This is a genomic window from Rhodococcus rhodochrous, assembly GCF_014854695.1.
Taxonomy (GTDB): Bacteria; Actinomycetota; Actinomycetes; order Mycobacteriales; family Mycobacteriaceae; genus Rhodococcus.
Genome location: NZ_CP027557.1, coordinates 3,753,967 through 3,768,815, shown reverse-complemented (window position 1 = coordinate 3,768,815; position 14,849 = coordinate 3,753,967). Strand labels below are relative to the sequence as shown.

Genomic DNA, 14,849 nt, shown 5'->3' with positions numbered 1-14,849 from the left:
TCCCGCAAACTGATTCGTGGAAGCGTCAGAGCGGCTTCGGTGGGCGCGGTCGCCGTACTCGCCGCAGTGACGAGTCACGGCACGGCTGCGGCCGCTGTCGACAACTCGCGGATCCTCCCGTTGGACGGAGGGCACGCGATCGAAGTGATCCAGGCCGACACCTCGACACAGTCGGTGCCGCCGCTCGACAGCTCACCGCTGAGCGTCGAGTTCTTCCACGATGAGGTTGCGACCGTTCGGATCACGGGTCCGAACGCGGCGAACTTCGCCGGGACGGCGGTGGAGGTCGGTTTCCAGGTCGGCTACCCGGTCGCGCTGCCGGGGGCGACGGTCACCGTCATCACCCCGAGCCTGTCGTGGGGCATGGACAACAATGTGGGGGTCGGTGTCTCGATCAGTCCCGATGGGACCACGCTCGATCTCGGCTTCGACTCGGGTGGTTCGCTCAGCGGCGACATCATCCCGTCCCAGGAGATCGAGATCCCGCTCGAGCCGGGCGGCATCACGTCCGTCCCGATCGTCGAGGGCTTCGAGTTCGACGGCAGCTCGACGACCATCCGGATCGCCGGCGTGCACGGTTCGGTCTCGGGAGCCATCGGACCGGTGATGATCCGGCCGTACCTCAAGGCCGTCACCGCCGACCGGAACACCGTCGTCACCTACGGTGTGCCGCAGCAGGTCTGATCGAATCGCATCCTGACCCGGTCGGATCCGGCCGGGTCAGGGGCTCTCGTCACCGAGCGAGGCCGCCCATCCGCGCAGGGCGTCGAGTGTCGCCTCCGCGGTCGGGCGGTCTCGCTCCGTGACCACCTCCAGATAGACCTTGAGCTTCGGCTCGGTGCCCGACGGACGCACCACCACGCGTACCGCCGGCCCGTCCGGGGCGCCCGCGCGACTTTCGAAGACGAGAGCATCGGTGCTCATCGGTCCCGGACTCCCGGCGAGATCGGTCGCAGTCACCGCCAGAGCCGCGAGGGTCGTCGGCGGCTCCGCACGCAACCGCGTCATCACGGCGCCGATGCACTGCAGGTCGTCGACGCGGATCGACACCTGATCGCCGATGTGGATACCGAGTTCGCGATGCAGGTCGTCGAGTGCGTCGAGCAGGGTCCGGCCGGACTGCTTCAGGTCGGCCGCGTAGTCGGCGACGACCACGGCGGTCGCGATGCCGTCCTTGTCGCGCACAGCGTCCGGATCAACACAGTGTCCGATCGCTTCCTCGTACGCGTAGACGAGGCCGTCGCCGGCGCGGGCGAGCCATTTGAAACCCGTGAGTGTCTGCGCATATCGCGCACCACGTGCGGCCGCGAGCCGTCCCAGCATGGTCGACGAGACGATGGTGGTCGCGACCAGCGAACCGGGCGGCGACGACGCGAGGATCCGGTCGCCGAGCAGGACCCCGGTCTCGTCGCCGCGCAACATCGTCCACCCCTGCGGGCCCGGGACACCCACCGCGCAACGGTCGGCATCGGGATCGAGCGCCAGCGCGATGTCGGCATCGACCTCGGCCGCCAGCGCGAGCAGGGCATCGGTCGCGCCCGGTTCCTCGGGGTTGGGGAAGGCGACGGTGGGAAACGCCGGGTCGGGCGCGAACTGGGACGCCACGACGTGGATGTCGTCGAATCCCGCGGAACGCAGGGCCGCGACCGCCGTCTCGCCGCCGACACCGTGCAGTGCCGTCAGAGCGACGCGCACGCTGCGGTGCGGGGAACGGGGGAGCGACGCGACCCGGGCGAGATAACGATCGACGAGGTCGTCACCCGACGGCGCGACCGGCACCCGGGGCACGTCCGCGGCATCACCGATGGCGTCGATCGCCGCCTCGATCTCCCGATCGGCGGGTGCCGCCAGCTGAGCCCCGTCCGCGAGGTAGACCTTGTACCCGTTGTCGGCGGCGGGATTGTGCGACGCCGTGATCTGCACGCCCGCAACGGCGCCCAGCGCCCGTACCGCGAAGGCGGTCACCGGGGTGGGGAGCGGCTTTCCGAGGGCGACGACGTCGAAGCCGGCCGCGGCGAGGACTTCCGCGGCGGCAGTGTGGAATTCCACGGAGCCCGTGCGGGCGTCGCGGCCGACGACGACGGTGCCACCGCCCTGCCCGTTCGCCTCGAGCCACGCCGCGAGCCCGGCGGTGGTGCGGACGACGACGGGCACGTTCATGCAGTCCGGCCCGTCGCCGACCGGGCCGCGCAGACCCGCGGTACCGAATCGCAGCGTCACAGCCGGGCCGCCAGATCGCGCAGGAGATCGCCCATCCGGGTCGCGGCCGCGCGACCCGCGGCGAGCACCTCGGTGTGGTCGAGGGGAGCGCCGGTGATGCCGGCCGCGGCGTTGGTCACCAGCGAGACCGCGAGAACCCGAGCTCCGGCCGCGCGTGCCGCGATGGTCTCGTGGACCGTGGACATGCCGACGAGGTCGGCGCCGAGGGTGCGCAGCATCCGGATCTCCGCCGGGGTCTCGTAGTGCGGCCCGGGCAGACCGACGTAGACCCCTTCGCGCAGCGACGGATCGATCTCGCGGGCGAGTGCACGAAGATCCGGCGAGTAGGCGTCGACGAGGTCCACGAACTGGGCGCCCACCAGCGGCGAGCGACCGGTGAGATTGAGGTGGTCCGAGATGAGAACCGGCTGCCCGACGGAGAACTCGGGGTCGATACCGCCCGCCGCATTGGTGAGGACGACGGTGCGGGCACCCGCTGCGACTGCCGTGCGTACGGGATGGACGACGCGGGCGAGGTCGTGCCCCTCGTAAGCATGGATGCGGCCGGCGAGGACGAGGACGGCGTTGTCGCCGGCGCGCACCGAGTGGATGTTCCCGGCATGCCCTGCCGCCGTCGGCGGTGCGAAGCCGGGCAGCTCGCTCATCGGGATCGTGGCGACGGGGATGCCGAAACTCTCGACCGCGGCCCGCCAGCCGGACCCGAGGACGACGGCGACGGAGTGTTCGGCGACCCCCGTCCGTTCGGCGAGAGCGGCGGCTGCGGCGTCGGCGGCCGCGGCGGGGTCGAAGACGTGATCGGGTTCTCCCATGGCATCGGACCCTAATCGCTCCCGACATGTTACTCACGGGTAAGTAGGCGCGGTATGCTGACGCGCATGCCTTACCTCGAACGTGACGGCGACGTCTTCGTCCTGCATCTCGGTGACCGTGACGCGGAGGTCTCCGAGAACCGTTTCCACCCCGACCGTCTGGTCGCGATCCACTCCCTCCTCGACGAAGTGGAGGCACACGACGGGCCCGCTGCCCTCGTGACCGCGGCGACCGGCAAGTTCTGGAGCAACGGACTCGACATCGACTGGGTCGGCGCGAACCTGCCGGATCTGCCGGGCTATCTGGACTCCGTCCACGACCTCTACGTGCGGCTGCTCACCTTCCCCGCGGCGACGGTCGCGGCCGTGCAGGGACACGCCTTCGGTGCCGGCGCGATGCTCGCGCTCGTGCACGACTTCCGGGTGATGCGCGCCGATCGCGGCTACTGGTGCCTGCCCGAGGTGCAGCTGAACATGCCGTTCACCGTCGGGATGTCCGCGCTGATCCGTTCCCGCCTGCCGATCCAGACGGCGGTCGAGGCCATCACCACCGGTCGTCGCTACGGCGGTGAGGACGCCGTGGCCGCGGGCATCGCCGAGCAGGCCGTCACCGGTGACGACGTGCTCGCCGCGGCGGCCGAGCGGGCCGCGGCGCTCACCGCCACCCGCGGACCGAATCTGTCGGGCATCAAGCGCGGTCTGCATGCACCGTTGATCTCGGCGCTGGAGATCCGGACCGACCCGTCGAACTTCCGGCTGGGCTGATCGCCCCGCCGCGAAGTCGACGAACCGGTCGCACGCGCCGATCGATCGGGACGCGGTGAGCATGACAGACTGGACCCCGTGACGACCGACTACGCCGCGGCGATCGAGGCTGCTTCCGACACCCTCGTCGGCCTGTCGCATTCCATCCACGCCGAACCGGAACTTGCGTTCGAGGAACACCGGAGCGCCGCGAAGATCGTCGAGGTGCTGCGTGCTCACGATTTCGAGGTCACCACCGGCATCGCCGACCTGCCCACCGCCTTCGACGCGCGGTTCGGCAGCGGCGAACTCGTCCTCGCGTTCTGCGCCGAGTACGACGCGCTGCCCGGCATCGGGCACGCGTGCGGCCACAACATCATCGGGGCGTCGGCCGTGGGTGCCGGGATCGGCCTCGCCGCGCTCGCCGACGAACTCGACGTGACCGTCCGCGTCATCGGAACCCCCGCGGAGGAGACCGGCGGCGGCAAGGTCCTCATGCTCGAACGCGGCGTCTTCGACGGTGTCGGTGCGGCGATGATGGTGCACCCCGGCCCGTTCGACATCACCGGGGCGACCTCGCTCGCCCTCGCCGACATCGCCGTCGAGTACGACGGCCGCGAGGCGCACGCCTCCGCGGCCCCCGAGTACGGGCTCAACGCCGCCGACGCGGCGACCGTCGCCCAGGTCGCGGTCGGACTGCTGCGGCAGCACCTGCATCCCGGGCAACAGATCCACGGGATCGTCGCGCAGGGCGGGACGGCACCGAACATCGTGCCCAGCCACACCGAACTGCTGTACTACCTGCGGGCCGGGACGAGCGAACTCCTCGACGACCTCGTCGAACGCGCACGCAACTGCTTCGCCGCCGGGGCGCTGGCCACCGGATGCAACCACCGGATCCGGACGGTCTCGCCGACTTATACCGAACTCACTCCCGACCCGTGGCTGGTGCAGGCATATCGTGAGGAGATCATCGATCTCGGGCGCCGACCGCTGCCCGTCGAGGAGGAAGGAGCGCGCCCCCTGGGCAGTACCGACATGGGAAACGTGACGAACGTGGTGCCGGGAATCCATCCGGTCATCGGACTCGACTCCGGTGGCGCGGTGACACATCAGGCTGCATTCGCGGCCGCGTGTGTCACCGAGTCCGCCGATCGGGCAGTACTCGACGGAGCGCGCGCGCTCGCAGCGACCGCTGTACGCGCGGCGACCGATCCGGTCCACCGGGCACGGCTCCTCGAACAGGCCGGCCGCCGATGAACCCCTACGTCGAGAAGTGGTTGGACCGCCACACCGAGGACCTCTCGCTCTGGCGCCGTCACATCCATGCGAATCCCGAGCTCGCCCGGCAGGAGTACGCCACCACCGAGTTCGTCGCGAAGCACCTGCGCGCGGCCGGACTGGAGCCGAAGGTCCTGCCTCGCGGCACCGGTCTGATCTGCGATCTCGGTCCGACCGGCGGACCGCGCATCGCCCTGCGCGCCGACATGGACGCCCTGCCGATGCAGGAGGCCACCGGCCTGCCGTTCGAATCCACCGTGCCCGGTGTCTCGCATGCGTGTGGGCACGACGCCCACACCACCGTCGTGCTCGGTGCAGGTCTGGCGCTGGCCTCGATGCCCGAACTGCCGATCGGTGTCCGGCTGGTCTTCCAGCCCGCGGAGGAGGTCATGCCGGGCGGGGCTCTCGACGTCGTCGCGGCGGGCGGACTCGACGGGGTCTCGCGGATCTTCGCACTACACTGCGACCCGCGTCTCGAGGCGGGCAAGGTCGGTATGCGGGTCGGGGCGATCACCTCGGCGGCCGACACCGTCGAACTCGTCCTCGACTCACCCGGTGGGCACACCTCCCGGCCGCACCTGACGGGCGATCTCGTCTACGGCCTCGGTGCCGTCATCACGGGTCTTCCCGGCATGCTCAGCCGTCGCATCGATCCGCGCACCGGCACCGTGATGGTGTGGGGTGCGGTCAGCGCCGGCAAGGCACCGAACGCGATCCCGCGCACCGGCATGCTCGCGGGCACCGTCCGCACCGGCGACCACGACACCTGGGAGCTGCTCGAACCGATGGTCCGCGAGATCGTGCACGGTCTGCTCGCGCCCACCGGTGTCAGCTACGAACTGAACTACCGCCGCGGCGTGCCGCCGGTGGTCAACGACGAGGTGTCGGCGCGCATGTTCGAGGACGCGATCCGCGCGACCGGCCCCGACGCCCTCGCAGATACCCCGCAATCCGGTGGGGGAGAAGATTTCTCGTGGTATCTCGAACACGTCCCCGGCGCCATGGGGCGGCTCGGGGTGTGGCCGGGGGTCGGGCCCGAACTCGACATCCACCAGCCCACCTTCGATCTCGACGAGCGGGCGCTCGCCGTGGGCGTACGGGTGATGACGAATCTGGCGCTCGGCGCTCGATGAGAGCGCTTCACGCTCGGCGCTCGATGAGAGCGCTTCACGCTCGGCGCTCGATGAGAGCGCCCGACTAGAAACTGTCGGGTCGTCCCGGTCCGACGTTGCGGCTGTTGCGGGTCCGCAGATCCCGCACGTAGTCGGCGGGTGCTCCGGCGATCTCGGCCGCGTCGGCCATCACGCCCAGATAGCGTGCCGACGGCAGGCCGCCCTCGTATCCGTCGACGACGTACAGCCACGCGAGGACCGGACCGTCGGCCGTGTCGACACGCACGCGGATCTTGCGGTGGAAACCGAGTTCGGCTCCCTCCCAGCGGTCGAGGCTGCGCTCGTCGTCCTCCGGCACGTCGTAGAGCACCACGAACACCTTTGCGTCCGGATCCTCGACGACCGTCGCGAGGGCACCCTCCCAGCCGATGTCGGCGCCGGCGAAGGTCAGTCGCCAACTGTGCAACCACCCGGTTCCCGCCATCGGCGAATGCGGGCAGCGCGTCAGCATCTGCTCCGGATGCATGTTGGACCCGTAGGCGGCGTAGATCGGCACGAGGATAAGGCTAACCCGTCGTCCACCGGAGTCGTCGGAGGGGCGGCACAGGGATGGACGAGGAGTGTCGGAGGGCTGTTGCGTGCCGGGTCCACCGGTCCCTGTGCGCGAGGTGGGGGCATTGGCATAGCGTTGAGACCGACGTGTGTGCCCACCAGGCGCTCACGTGCAGCCCGACCCGGCACCCTTCGGAATCGATACAGAGGAGAACAATGACCCGGATCGTCATCATCGGCGGCGGCCCCGCAGGATACGAGGCGGCGCTGGTGGCATCCCAGTACGGCGCGACGGTGTCACTGATCGATTCGGACGGGATCGGTGGCGCCTGCGTGCTCTTCGACTGCGTCCCCTCCAAGACCTTCATCGCCTCGACCGGCGTGCGCACCGACATGCGCCGCGCCGCCGACCTGGGCATCGAGCTCGAACGCGCCGAGGTGTCGCTGCCGCAGGTCCACAGCCGTGTGAAGAGCCTGGCCCGCGCACAGTCCGCCGACATCCGCACCAAGCTCGAGGCCGCCGGGGTGAAGCTGTACTCCGGCTACGGCGAACTCGTCGACACGCAGCCCGGCATGGCCGCCCACCAGGTGCGCGCCAAGCTGCTGACCGGTGAGGAGAAGGTGCTCGACGCCGACGTCGTGCTGATCGCGACCGGCGCGAGTCCGCGCATCCTGCCGGGCGCGGAGCCGGACGGTGAGCGGATCCTCACCTGGCGTCAGCTCTACGACCTCGAGAAGCTGCCCGAGCACCTCGTCGTCGTGGGTTCGGGTGTCACCGGCGCCGAGTTCGTCTCCGCCTACACCGAGGTCGGCGTGCAGGTCACCGTCGTGTCGAGCCGCGACCGGATCCTGCCGCACGAGGACGAGGACGCGGCTCTCGTGCTCGAGGACGTCCTCACCGAGCGCGGTGTGACCCTCGTCAAGCACGCCCGCGCCGACCGGGTCGAACGCACGGAGGACGGCGTCCGCGTGCTCCTCGCCGACGGCCGGATCGTCGAGGGCAGCCACGTGCTGATGACCGTCGGCTCGGTGCCCAACACCCGGGATCTCGGTCTCGACAAGGTCGGGCTCGAACTCGACCGGGGCGGTTACCTTCCCGTCGACCGCGTCTCCCGCACCGCCGTCCCCGGCATCTACGCCGCGGGCGACTGCACCGGACTGCTGCCGCTCGCGTCGGTCGCGGCCATGCAGGGCCGCATCGCGATCTATCACGCGCTCGGCGAAGGCGTGAGCCCTATCAAGCTGAAAACCGTTGCGGCCGCAGTGTTCACGCGTCCTGAGATCGCTGCCGTCGGTGTCAGTCAGGCGACGATCGACAAGGGGGAGGTGCCCGCCCGCACCGTCATGCTCCCGCTCAACACCAACCCGCGCGCCAAGATGTCCGGCCTGCGGCGCGGTTTCGTGAAGATCTTCTGCCGTCCCGCGACCGGTGTGGTCATCGGCGGTGTGGTCGTCGCCCCGACCGCCTCCGAGCTCATCCTTCCCATCGCGTTGGCGGTGCAGAACAACCTGTCCGTCAACGACCTCGCGCAGACCTTCTCGGTCTACCCGTCGCTGAGCGGATCGGTCACCGAGGCCGCCCGCCAGCTGATGCGCCACGACGATCTGGACTAGGCGCCGGACGGGGCGGGATCGGCAGCGATCCCGCCCTGCTCAGGCCCAGTCGTAGGTGCGTTCGACCGCCTTGTTCCATTCGCCGAACAGGCGCTCGCGTTCGTCGACCGGCATCGCCGGTTCCCACGTGCGGTCCGCGGTCCAGTTGCGGCGGATGTCCTCCTCGTCCTCCCAGAAGCCGACGGCGAGACCGGCGGCGTAGGCGGCACCGAGCGCGGTGGTCTCGGAGACGGTGGGCCGCACGACCGGCACACCGAGGATGTCGGACTGGAACTGCATGAGCAGATCGTTGGCGACCATGCCGCCGTCGACCTTGAGGGTGCGCAGGTCGACCCCGGAGTCGGCGTTCATCGCCTCGATGACCTCCCGCGTCTGGTAGGCCGTCGCCTCGAGCGCCGCCCGCGCGAGGTGGCCTTTCTCGACGAAGCGCGTCAGGCCGGCGATGACGCCGCGGGCGTCGGGTCGCCAGCGCGGCGCGAACAATCCCGAGAAGGCCGGCACGAAATAGGCCCCGCCGTTGTCGGGGACGCTCGCGGCGAGCGCTTCGATCTCGTCGGCGGACCGGATCAGCCCGAGATTGTCGCGCAGCCACTGCACGAGCGAACCGGTCACCGCCACCGAACCTTCGAGGGCGTAGACCGCGGGGGCGTCACCGATGCGATAACAGACGGTGGTGATCAGGCCGTGCTCGCTGTGCACCGGGGTCGTGCCGGTGTTGAGCAGCAGGAAGTTGCCGGTGCCGTAGGTGTTCTTCGCCTCGCCGGGGGACAAGCAGCCCTGGCCGAAGGTCGCGGCCTGCTGGTCGCCGAGGATGCCGGCGATCGGGACCCCGGCGAGCGGTCCACGTTCGCGGGCGTGCCCGTACACCTCCGACGAACTGCGGATCTCCGGCAGCATCGACTCCGGGATGCCGAGTTCGGCACAGATCGCCGGATCCCACTGCTGCGTCCCGAGATTCATCAGCAGCGTCCGGGAGGCGTTGGTCACATCGGTGATGTGCAGTCCGGGCGGCTGGCCCTCCTCGCCGACACCACCGGTGAGATTCCACAGGATCCAGCTGTCGATGGTGCCGAACGCGAGGTCGCCGGCCTCGGCGCGCTCTCGGGCACCGTCGACGTTGTCGAGGATCCACCGCACCTTCGGTCCGGCGAAATAGGTCGACAGCGGTAGTCCGGTGATCTCGCGGTAGCGGTCGGGCCCGGCGTCGCCGGCAAGCTCCTCGACGAGCCTGTCGGTGCGGGTGTCCTGCCAGACGATCGCGTTGTACACCGGTTTTCCGGTGGTGCGGTCCCACACCACCGTGGTCTCGCGCTGGTTCGTCAGGCCGATCGCCGCGATGTCGTTGCGCCGCAGATCCGCCTTGGCGAGTGCCGCGGCGCCCACCTCACGGGTGTTGAGCCACAGCTCTTCCGGGTCGTGTTCGACCCATCCCGACCGCGGGAAGAACTGGCGATGTTCCTTCTGCGCGAGCGAGACGATGCGCCCGTCGTGGTCGAAGATGATGCACCGGCTGGACGTGGTGCCCTGGTCGATCGCCGCGATGAACTGGTTCACAGGTGGTCCTCGGGTGAAGGGGACGGCTCGGTTCGGCAACGCTTCCGCTGCGCGCTGCGGGTCCGAAGCTACTAGCCTTGATCGGGATACGTCGGCGACTCACGGGAGCGGTGCGGTGACCAACCAATCGGGTGTGCAACTCCTCGGACCGCAACAGCGCGCCGACGCCTGGCGTCGTCTCGCCACCGAACAGTTCGACGTCGTCGTCATCGGCGGTGGTGTCGTCGGGGCGGGAGCAGCGCTCGACGCCGCGACCCGGGGTCTGCGGGTCGCGCTCGTCGAGGCCCGCGACTTCGCGTCCGGCACGTCGAGCCGGTCGTCGAAGATGTTCCACGGTGGGCTGCGCTATCTCGAGCAGCTCGAATTCGGTCTGGTGCGGGAAGCCTTGCGCGAACGCGAACTCGCGTTGACGACCCTGGCGCCACACCTGGTCAGGCCGTTGAAGTTCCTCTTCCCGCTCACCCATCGGGTGTGGGAGCGGCCCTACGTCGCGGCGGGGATCTTCCTCTACGACCGTCTCGGCGGCGCGAAGTCCGTTCCGGCGCAGAAGCACCTGACCCGGTCGGGTGCCCTGCGGATGGTTCCCGGTCTCAAGCGCAATTCGCTCGTCGGCGGAATCCGCTACTACGACACGGTCGTCGACGACGCCCGGCACACCATGACCGTCGCGCGGACGGCCGCGCACTACGGTGCGGTCGTGCGTACGTCCACGCAGGTCGTCGGTTTCCTGCGCGAGGCCGACCGCGTGTCGGGTGTGCGGGTGCGCGACAGCGAGGACGGTTCGGTCACCGAGGTGCGAGCGCACGCGGTGATCAACGCGACCGGTGTGTGGACCGACGAGATCCAGTCGTTGTCGCGGCAGCGCGGCCGATTCCGGGTCCGCGCCTCGAAGGGCGTGCACATCGTCGTGCCCCGCGACCGGATCGTCAGCGATTCGGCGATCATCCTGCGCACCGAGAAGTCGGTGCTGTTCGTCATCCCGTGGGGCAACCACTGGATCATCGGCACCACCGACACCGACTGGAATCTCGACCTGGCGCACCCGGCGGCGACGAAGGCCGACATCGACTACATCCTCGACCACGTCAACCGCGTGCTCGTCGTCCCGCTCACCCACGACGACATCGACGGTGTCTACGCCGGTCTGCGACCGTTGCTGGCGGGGGAGAGCGACGAGACGTCGAAGCTCTCGCGTGAGCACGCCGTCGCGCGGGTGGCGCCGGGGCTCGTGGCCATCGCGGGCGGCAAGTACACGACCTACCGCGTCATGGCCGAGGACGCCGTCGATCTCGCAGCCGAGGACATCCCGGCCCGGATCGCGTCGTCGATCACCGAGAAGGTGCCCCTCGTCGGGGCCGACGGGTACTTCGCGCTGGTCAACCAGACCATGCACCTCGCCGAGCAGTACGGCCTGCATCCCTACCGCGTCAAGCATCTGCTCGACCGCTACGGCTCCCTCGTCGAGGACGTGCTGAGTCTCGCGAAGGGCCGGCCCGAACTGCTCGAACCGCTGACCGATGCCCCGCAGTACCTGCAGGTCGAGGTGGTCTACGGTGCGGCTGCCGAGGGCGCTCTGCATCTCGAGGACCTGCTGGCGCGCCGGACCCGCATCTCGATCGAGTACCCGCACCGCGGTCTGCACTGCGCGGAGCAGACGGCTCGGCTGGTCGCTCCGGTCCTCGGCTGGGACGACGCGATGATCGACCGGGAGGTCGCGACGTACCGGGCGCGCGTCGAGGCCGAGATCGAGTCGCAGAACCGACCCGACGACGAATCGGCGGACGCACTGAGGGCGGCGGCCCCCGAGGCCCGGCCGGAGATCCTCGAGCCGGTGCCCATCACCTAGCCGCGGGCGGCGCCTGACGGGGCTCGGTGCGTGGGCACCGCTTCCACGGTGGTCAGTGCGTGAGCACGACCTTCACGACGACCACGATCGTCGCGATCAGAGCCACTCCCACCGCGGCTATCACGGTCCGGTGATTCGGTCTGCGGTTCTGCAACCGGCGCACGACGAACACGGTCGAGCCGATACGGATCAGCACGGCGACCTCGGCGAGGATGTGGGCCGTACGGGGTTCGAGCCAGCCGATCCAGGCCGTGGCGAGCACGAGACAGGGCAACACCGCCGACGACAGGATGGGAACGGAGTCGCGGAGTTCCTCGATGCGTTCGCTACGCGAGAGTTGTTCACCCGAACGAACGGATTGGGCGACCGACTCCGCAAAGACATGGGCGATGAACGTCGAGAGCGCAGTGCCGACCACGATCGCGATCCCGATGTACTCGGGGGACGTCGTGATGGGGACGAGCGCGGCCAGCACCAGGATGTTGCCGTAGACGTACGCACTGATACGGGAGGCCGCCGAACTCGGCGGCAGGGGACGGCGCCGTCGAGACAACAGGTACGAGGGCGTGGACACCTCGATAGCGTGACACAGAACACCCTCGGCGAGGCGCCGACCGGCAGGACGCGTCAGGATGAATCGGTGGTGGGGCGGTGGCGAGTCGTCACCTTCGGGCTGTAGTGCATCGGTGAATCGCGGCGGTCGAGGGGCGGCAGATTGCGCGCCGGTGTCTCGAGCAGGCCCGTATCGGCCGGGATCCGCCCGAACGCGCGGTCCCAGCCGGCCCGCGCCCGCGGGTGGTAGCGGTACCGCCACGGCACGAGTTTCGTGCCCAGTCCGATCGCGCGACCGACGAGAGCGTGCAGTGCCGCCTCCGGTCGGCTCCACCGGTAGCCGAGCAGCTCGCGTACCGGTGGGTCGTACAGCCCGACGGTGAGCCACAGGAAACCGGCCGTCACCGGTGGGCGGATCAGTTTCCAGACCCCTTCGGGGAACCACCGCAGGAAGGGCGGGCGGTCGAGATTCGACAGGTCGAGCACGTCGCGAGTGGCCTTGTTGTCCTCGAGCACGGTGCGGCACATGTGGTCCCAGTACTCGAGGAAGTCCTCCCAGGATGCGGGGACCGAGTGCATCGGCATGCCGTACAGCCGGTACCACTGCACGTGCTCGTCGAACAGGCGGTGCTTCTGTTCGAGGGTGAGCGGGCCGTCGAACCACTCGATGGAGACGACGAGGCTGTAGAAGAAGGTCGCGTGCGCCCAGTAGAAGGTGTCGGGATCGAGCGCGTGGTACCTGCGGCCCTTCTTGTCGAGGCCTTTGATGGTGTTGTGGTAGCCGCGTACCTTCGCTGCGGTCTCCGGGGCGCGGGGTCCGTCGAAGACGACGCCGTAGATCGGGTACAGCGATCGGTAGAGCCGTTCCCAGCGTTCGTCGAAGAACTGCGAGTGTTCCTCGACCCCGGCGCCGAGGCCGGGATGCATGTTCTGCATCGATCCGGCCCACGGCCCGAAGAGCATGCCGCGCCACCCGCCGAAATACCGCCAGGTCAGCGAATCGGGACCCAGGGGTTCCGGTGGTTCCGGCCGTGCAGGGCGCGGTGCCGCGAAGTGCGACGACTCGGCGGTGTCCGGCCCGACGGAACCCTGACTACGCATGTTGTCAGAGTAGGATTCGGCGGGCATGCAGTCAACGACGGGAAGCGACAGGGTGGACACCACGCGCCGCAGCTGGGCGGGCGTCGGCATCGACGAACGCCGTCGGCTGCGCAGGGAACGCCTCCTCACGGTGGGCGTCGACCTGCTCGGAGCCCCCGACGGCGCGGCGGCGAACGTCCGGGCCGTGTGCCGGGCCGCCGAACTCACCGAACGGTACTTCTACGAGAGCTTCACCGACCGCGACACCTTCGTCCGCGAGGTCTACGCCCACGTCGCCGACCGCGCCCGCGACGCGCTGACCGAGGCGGTCCTGTCCGCGCCCACCCTCGGCCGGGCCGAGGCCGCGGTGCGGGCGTTCGTCGAGCTCATGGTCGACGATCCTGCGAAGGGACGCGTGCTCCTCCTCGCTCCGTTGCGCGAACCCGCAATCAGTCGGCGCGGTATCGAACTCGCGCCGGCCTTCGTCGCGCTGGTCCGCGACCAACTGCCGCCGCGCGGCGACGAGGGGGAGCGCCACATGGTGGCCGTGGGTGTCGTCGGCGCCCTCACCAGCCTGTTCATGGGGTATCTCGAAGGCGACCTCGCGGTCTCGCGAGAGACCCTCGTCCGGCACTGCGTCGCGCTCGTCGAGGACGCCGGCAGGGCGGCGTGCCTGCAGGGCGATCAGGCCGGGGGTCCTTCCGGGCGCGGCTGACATCGCGGGCACCGGTAGACCACCCGTTCGGGATCGGTCGCGGTGCCGATCTCGCCGAACCGGATCGGAGTCCGGCAGCGTCTGCACGGCTTCCCGCGACGCCCGTACACCCACAGATTGCGGCCCGGACGGCGGTCGCCGGTGGTGATACGGGTCGTCCTGTCACGGTTCGCGACCAGCAACCGATGCGCGAGGTCGACCCACGCCGCGGGATCCCCGGCCTGCGCGACCGGCGTCCACGGATCGACGCCCCTCAGGAAGCACAGTTCGGAGCGGTACACGTTCCCGACGCCGGCCATGATGCGCTGATCGAGCAGGGCCACCCCGATCGGGCGGTCCGGGTCGCGCACGAGATTCACCGCCGCACGCTCGGGATCCCAATCGGGACCGAGCAGATCCGGCCCGAGATGGCCCACGGCGTCGTCCTCCCGATCGCGGGCGAGCACCTCGACGATGCCGACTTCGAAACCCACCGCCTGCACGTCCTCGGTGCCGAGCACGATACGCGCCTTGTATCCGGGCTTGCGCCACCGTGTTCCGCGCGGGTAGACGTGCCATTCGCCTTCCATCTTCAGGTGCGAATGGATCGAGACGTCGGCCACGCGGACGAGCAGGTGCTTGCCCCGCGAGACCACTTCGTCGACCGTGCACCCGGTGAAATCGGCGGTGGCGAAACGCGGCACGCGGAAGTCCGTCTCGGTGAGCACCTTTCCCTCCAGTGCCGTTCGGAGGCGGTGCGCGGCGCGGAACACGGTGTCTCCCTCGGGCAC

The 14,849-nt window shown here is 69.6% G+C and carries 14 protein-coding genes; 7 read left to right on the top strand and 7 right to left on the bottom strand.

What is annotated here, in order from left to right; translation table 11 throughout:
- Positions 1-39: 39 nt before the first annotated feature.
- Complete coding sequence (locus tag C6Y44_RS17545; protein WP_159417858.1) at positions 40-684, top strand: MspA family porin; 645 nt, start codon at positions 40-42, stop codon at positions 682-684.
- A gap of 36 nt (positions 685-720) precedes the next feature.
- Here C6Y44_RS17545 and C6Y44_RS17540 read toward each other — a convergent pair whose 3' ends face one another.
- Positions 721-2,220, bottom strand: coding sequence for a phospho-sugar mutase (locus C6Y44_RS17540; protein WP_159417859.1), 1,500 nt, complete (start codon positions 2,218-2,220; stop codon positions 721-723).
- Complete coding sequence (locus tag C6Y44_RS17535; protein ID WP_192378498.1) at positions 2,217-3,029, bottom strand: purine-nucleoside phosphorylase; 813 nt, start codon at positions 3,027-3,029, stop codon at positions 2,217-2,219. Before C6Y44_RS17535 ends, C6Y44_RS17540 begins: the two co-directional genes overlap by 4 nt.
- Before the next feature lie 66 nt (positions 3,030-3,095).
- On the opposite strand from C6Y44_RS17535, the gene C6Y44_RS17530 reads away from it, so the two are divergent.
- The 3 genes from C6Y44_RS17530 (at position 3,096) to C6Y44_RS17520 (ending at position 6,187) form a co-directional block, all read left to right on the top strand.
- Positions 3,096-3,794 carry an enoyl-CoA hydratase/isomerase family protein gene (locus C6Y44_RS17530; protein ID WP_159417860.1) on the top strand — a complete coding sequence of 233 codons (699 nt, stop codon included), beginning with the start codon at positions 3,096-3,098 and terminating at the stop codon, positions 3,792-3,794.
- A 78-nt stretch (positions 3,795-3,872) separates the two neighbouring features.
- Complete coding sequence (locus C6Y44_RS17525) at positions 3,873-5,033, top strand: M20 family metallopeptidase (protein WP_120279900.1); 1,161 nt, start codon at positions 3,873-3,875, stop codon at positions 5,031-5,033.
- Positions 5,030-6,187, top strand: a complete 1,158-nt coding sequence (locus tag C6Y44_RS17520; RefSeq protein WP_120279899.1) for a M20 family metallopeptidase — start codon at positions 5,030-5,032, stop codon at positions 6,185-6,187. Before C6Y44_RS17525 ends, C6Y44_RS17520 begins: the two co-directional genes overlap by 4 nt.
- A gap of 64 nt (positions 6,188-6,251) precedes the next feature.
- Here C6Y44_RS17520 and C6Y44_RS17515 read toward each other — a convergent pair whose 3' ends face one another.
- Positions 6,252-6,722 carry a gamma-glutamylcyclotransferase gene (locus tag C6Y44_RS17515; RefSeq protein WP_159417861.1) on the bottom strand — a complete coding sequence of 157 codons (471 nt, stop codon included), beginning with the start codon at positions 6,720-6,722 and terminating at the stop codon, positions 6,252-6,254.
- Between the two features lie 212 nt (positions 6,723-6,934).
- Here C6Y44_RS17515 and C6Y44_RS17510 point away from each other — a divergent pair, with 212 nt between their 5' ends.
- Positions 6,935-8,332: an NAD(P)H-quinone dehydrogenase gene (locus C6Y44_RS17510; protein ID WP_060651291.1), complete on the top strand. Its 1,398-nt coding sequence runs from the start codon at positions 6,935-6,937 to the stop codon at positions 8,330-8,332.
- 39 nt (positions 8,333-8,371) lie between these two features.
- On the opposite strand, the gene glpK is transcribed toward C6Y44_RS17510, so the two are convergent.
- A complete protein-coding gene (glpK, locus tag C6Y44_RS17505; protein WP_120279896.1) occupies positions 8,372-9,886 on the bottom strand; it encodes a glycerol kinase GlpK in 1,515 nt (504 codons plus the stop codon).
- Between the two features lie 115 nt (positions 9,887-10,001).
- Here glpK and glpD point away from each other — a divergent pair, with 115 nt between their 5' ends.
- A complete protein-coding gene (gene glpD, locus C6Y44_RS17500; RefSeq protein WP_039584835.1) occupies positions 10,002-11,732 on the top strand; it encodes a glycerol-3-phosphate dehydrogenase in 1,731 nt (576 codons plus the stop codon).
- Between the two features lie 52 nt (positions 11,733-11,784).
- Here glpD and C6Y44_RS17495 read toward each other — a convergent pair whose 3' ends face one another.
- Entirely contained in the window at positions 11,785-12,306 is a 522-nt protein-coding gene (locus C6Y44_RS17495) for a hypothetical protein (RefSeq protein WP_120279895.1), read from the bottom strand.
- A 53-nt stretch (positions 12,307-12,359) separates the two neighbouring features.
- A complete protein-coding gene (locus C6Y44_RS17490) occupies positions 12,360-13,385 on the bottom strand; it encodes an oxygenase MpaB family protein (protein WP_192378497.1) in 1,026 nt (341 codons plus the stop codon).
- A gap of 25 nt (positions 13,386-13,410) precedes the next feature.
- Here C6Y44_RS17490 and C6Y44_RS17485 point away from each other — a divergent pair, with 25 nt between their 5' ends.
- Complete coding sequence (locus C6Y44_RS17485) at positions 13,411-14,079, top strand: TetR/AcrR family transcriptional regulator (RefSeq protein WP_174247008.1); 669 nt, start codon at positions 13,411-13,413, stop codon at positions 14,077-14,079.
- Here the strand turns inward: C6Y44_RS17485 and C6Y44_RS17480 are convergent.
- The gene (locus C6Y44_RS17480) at positions 14,049-14,849 is read right to left on the bottom strand and encodes a DNA-formamidopyrimidine glycosylase family protein (protein WP_159417863.1); all 801 of its coding nucleotides are present in this window, start codon (positions 14,847-14,849) and stop codon (positions 14,049-14,051) included. The genes C6Y44_RS17485 and C6Y44_RS17480 overlap by 31 nt on opposite strands.

What these genes read in the sequence shown, in the direction of transcription:
- C6Y44_RS17535 (WP_192378498.1), bottom strand. Translation starts at nt 3,029, where the DNA reads ATGGGAGAACCCGATCACGTCTTCGACCCCGCCGCGGCCGCCGACGCC.
- C6Y44_RS17530 (WP_159417860.1), top strand. Translation starts at nt 3,096, where the DNA reads ATGCCTTACCTCGAACGTGACGGCGACGTCTTCGTCCTGCATCTCGGT.
- C6Y44_RS17520 (WP_120279899.1), top strand. Translation starts at nt 5,030, where the DNA reads ATGAACCCCTACGTCGAGAAGTGGTTGGACCGCCACACCGAGGACCTC.
- C6Y44_RS17510 (WP_060651291.1), top strand. Translation starts at nt 6,935, where the DNA reads ATGACCCGGATCGTCATCATCGGCGGCGGCCCCGCAGGATACGAGGCG.
- C6Y44_RS17490 (WP_192378497.1), bottom strand. Translation starts at nt 13,385, where the DNA reads ATGCGTAGTCAGGGTTCCGTCGGGCCGGACACCGCCGAGTCGTCGCAC.
- C6Y44_RS17485 (WP_174247008.1), top strand. Translation starts at nt 13,411, where the DNA reads ATGCAGTCAACGACGGGAAGCGACAGGGTGGACACCACGCGCCGCAGC.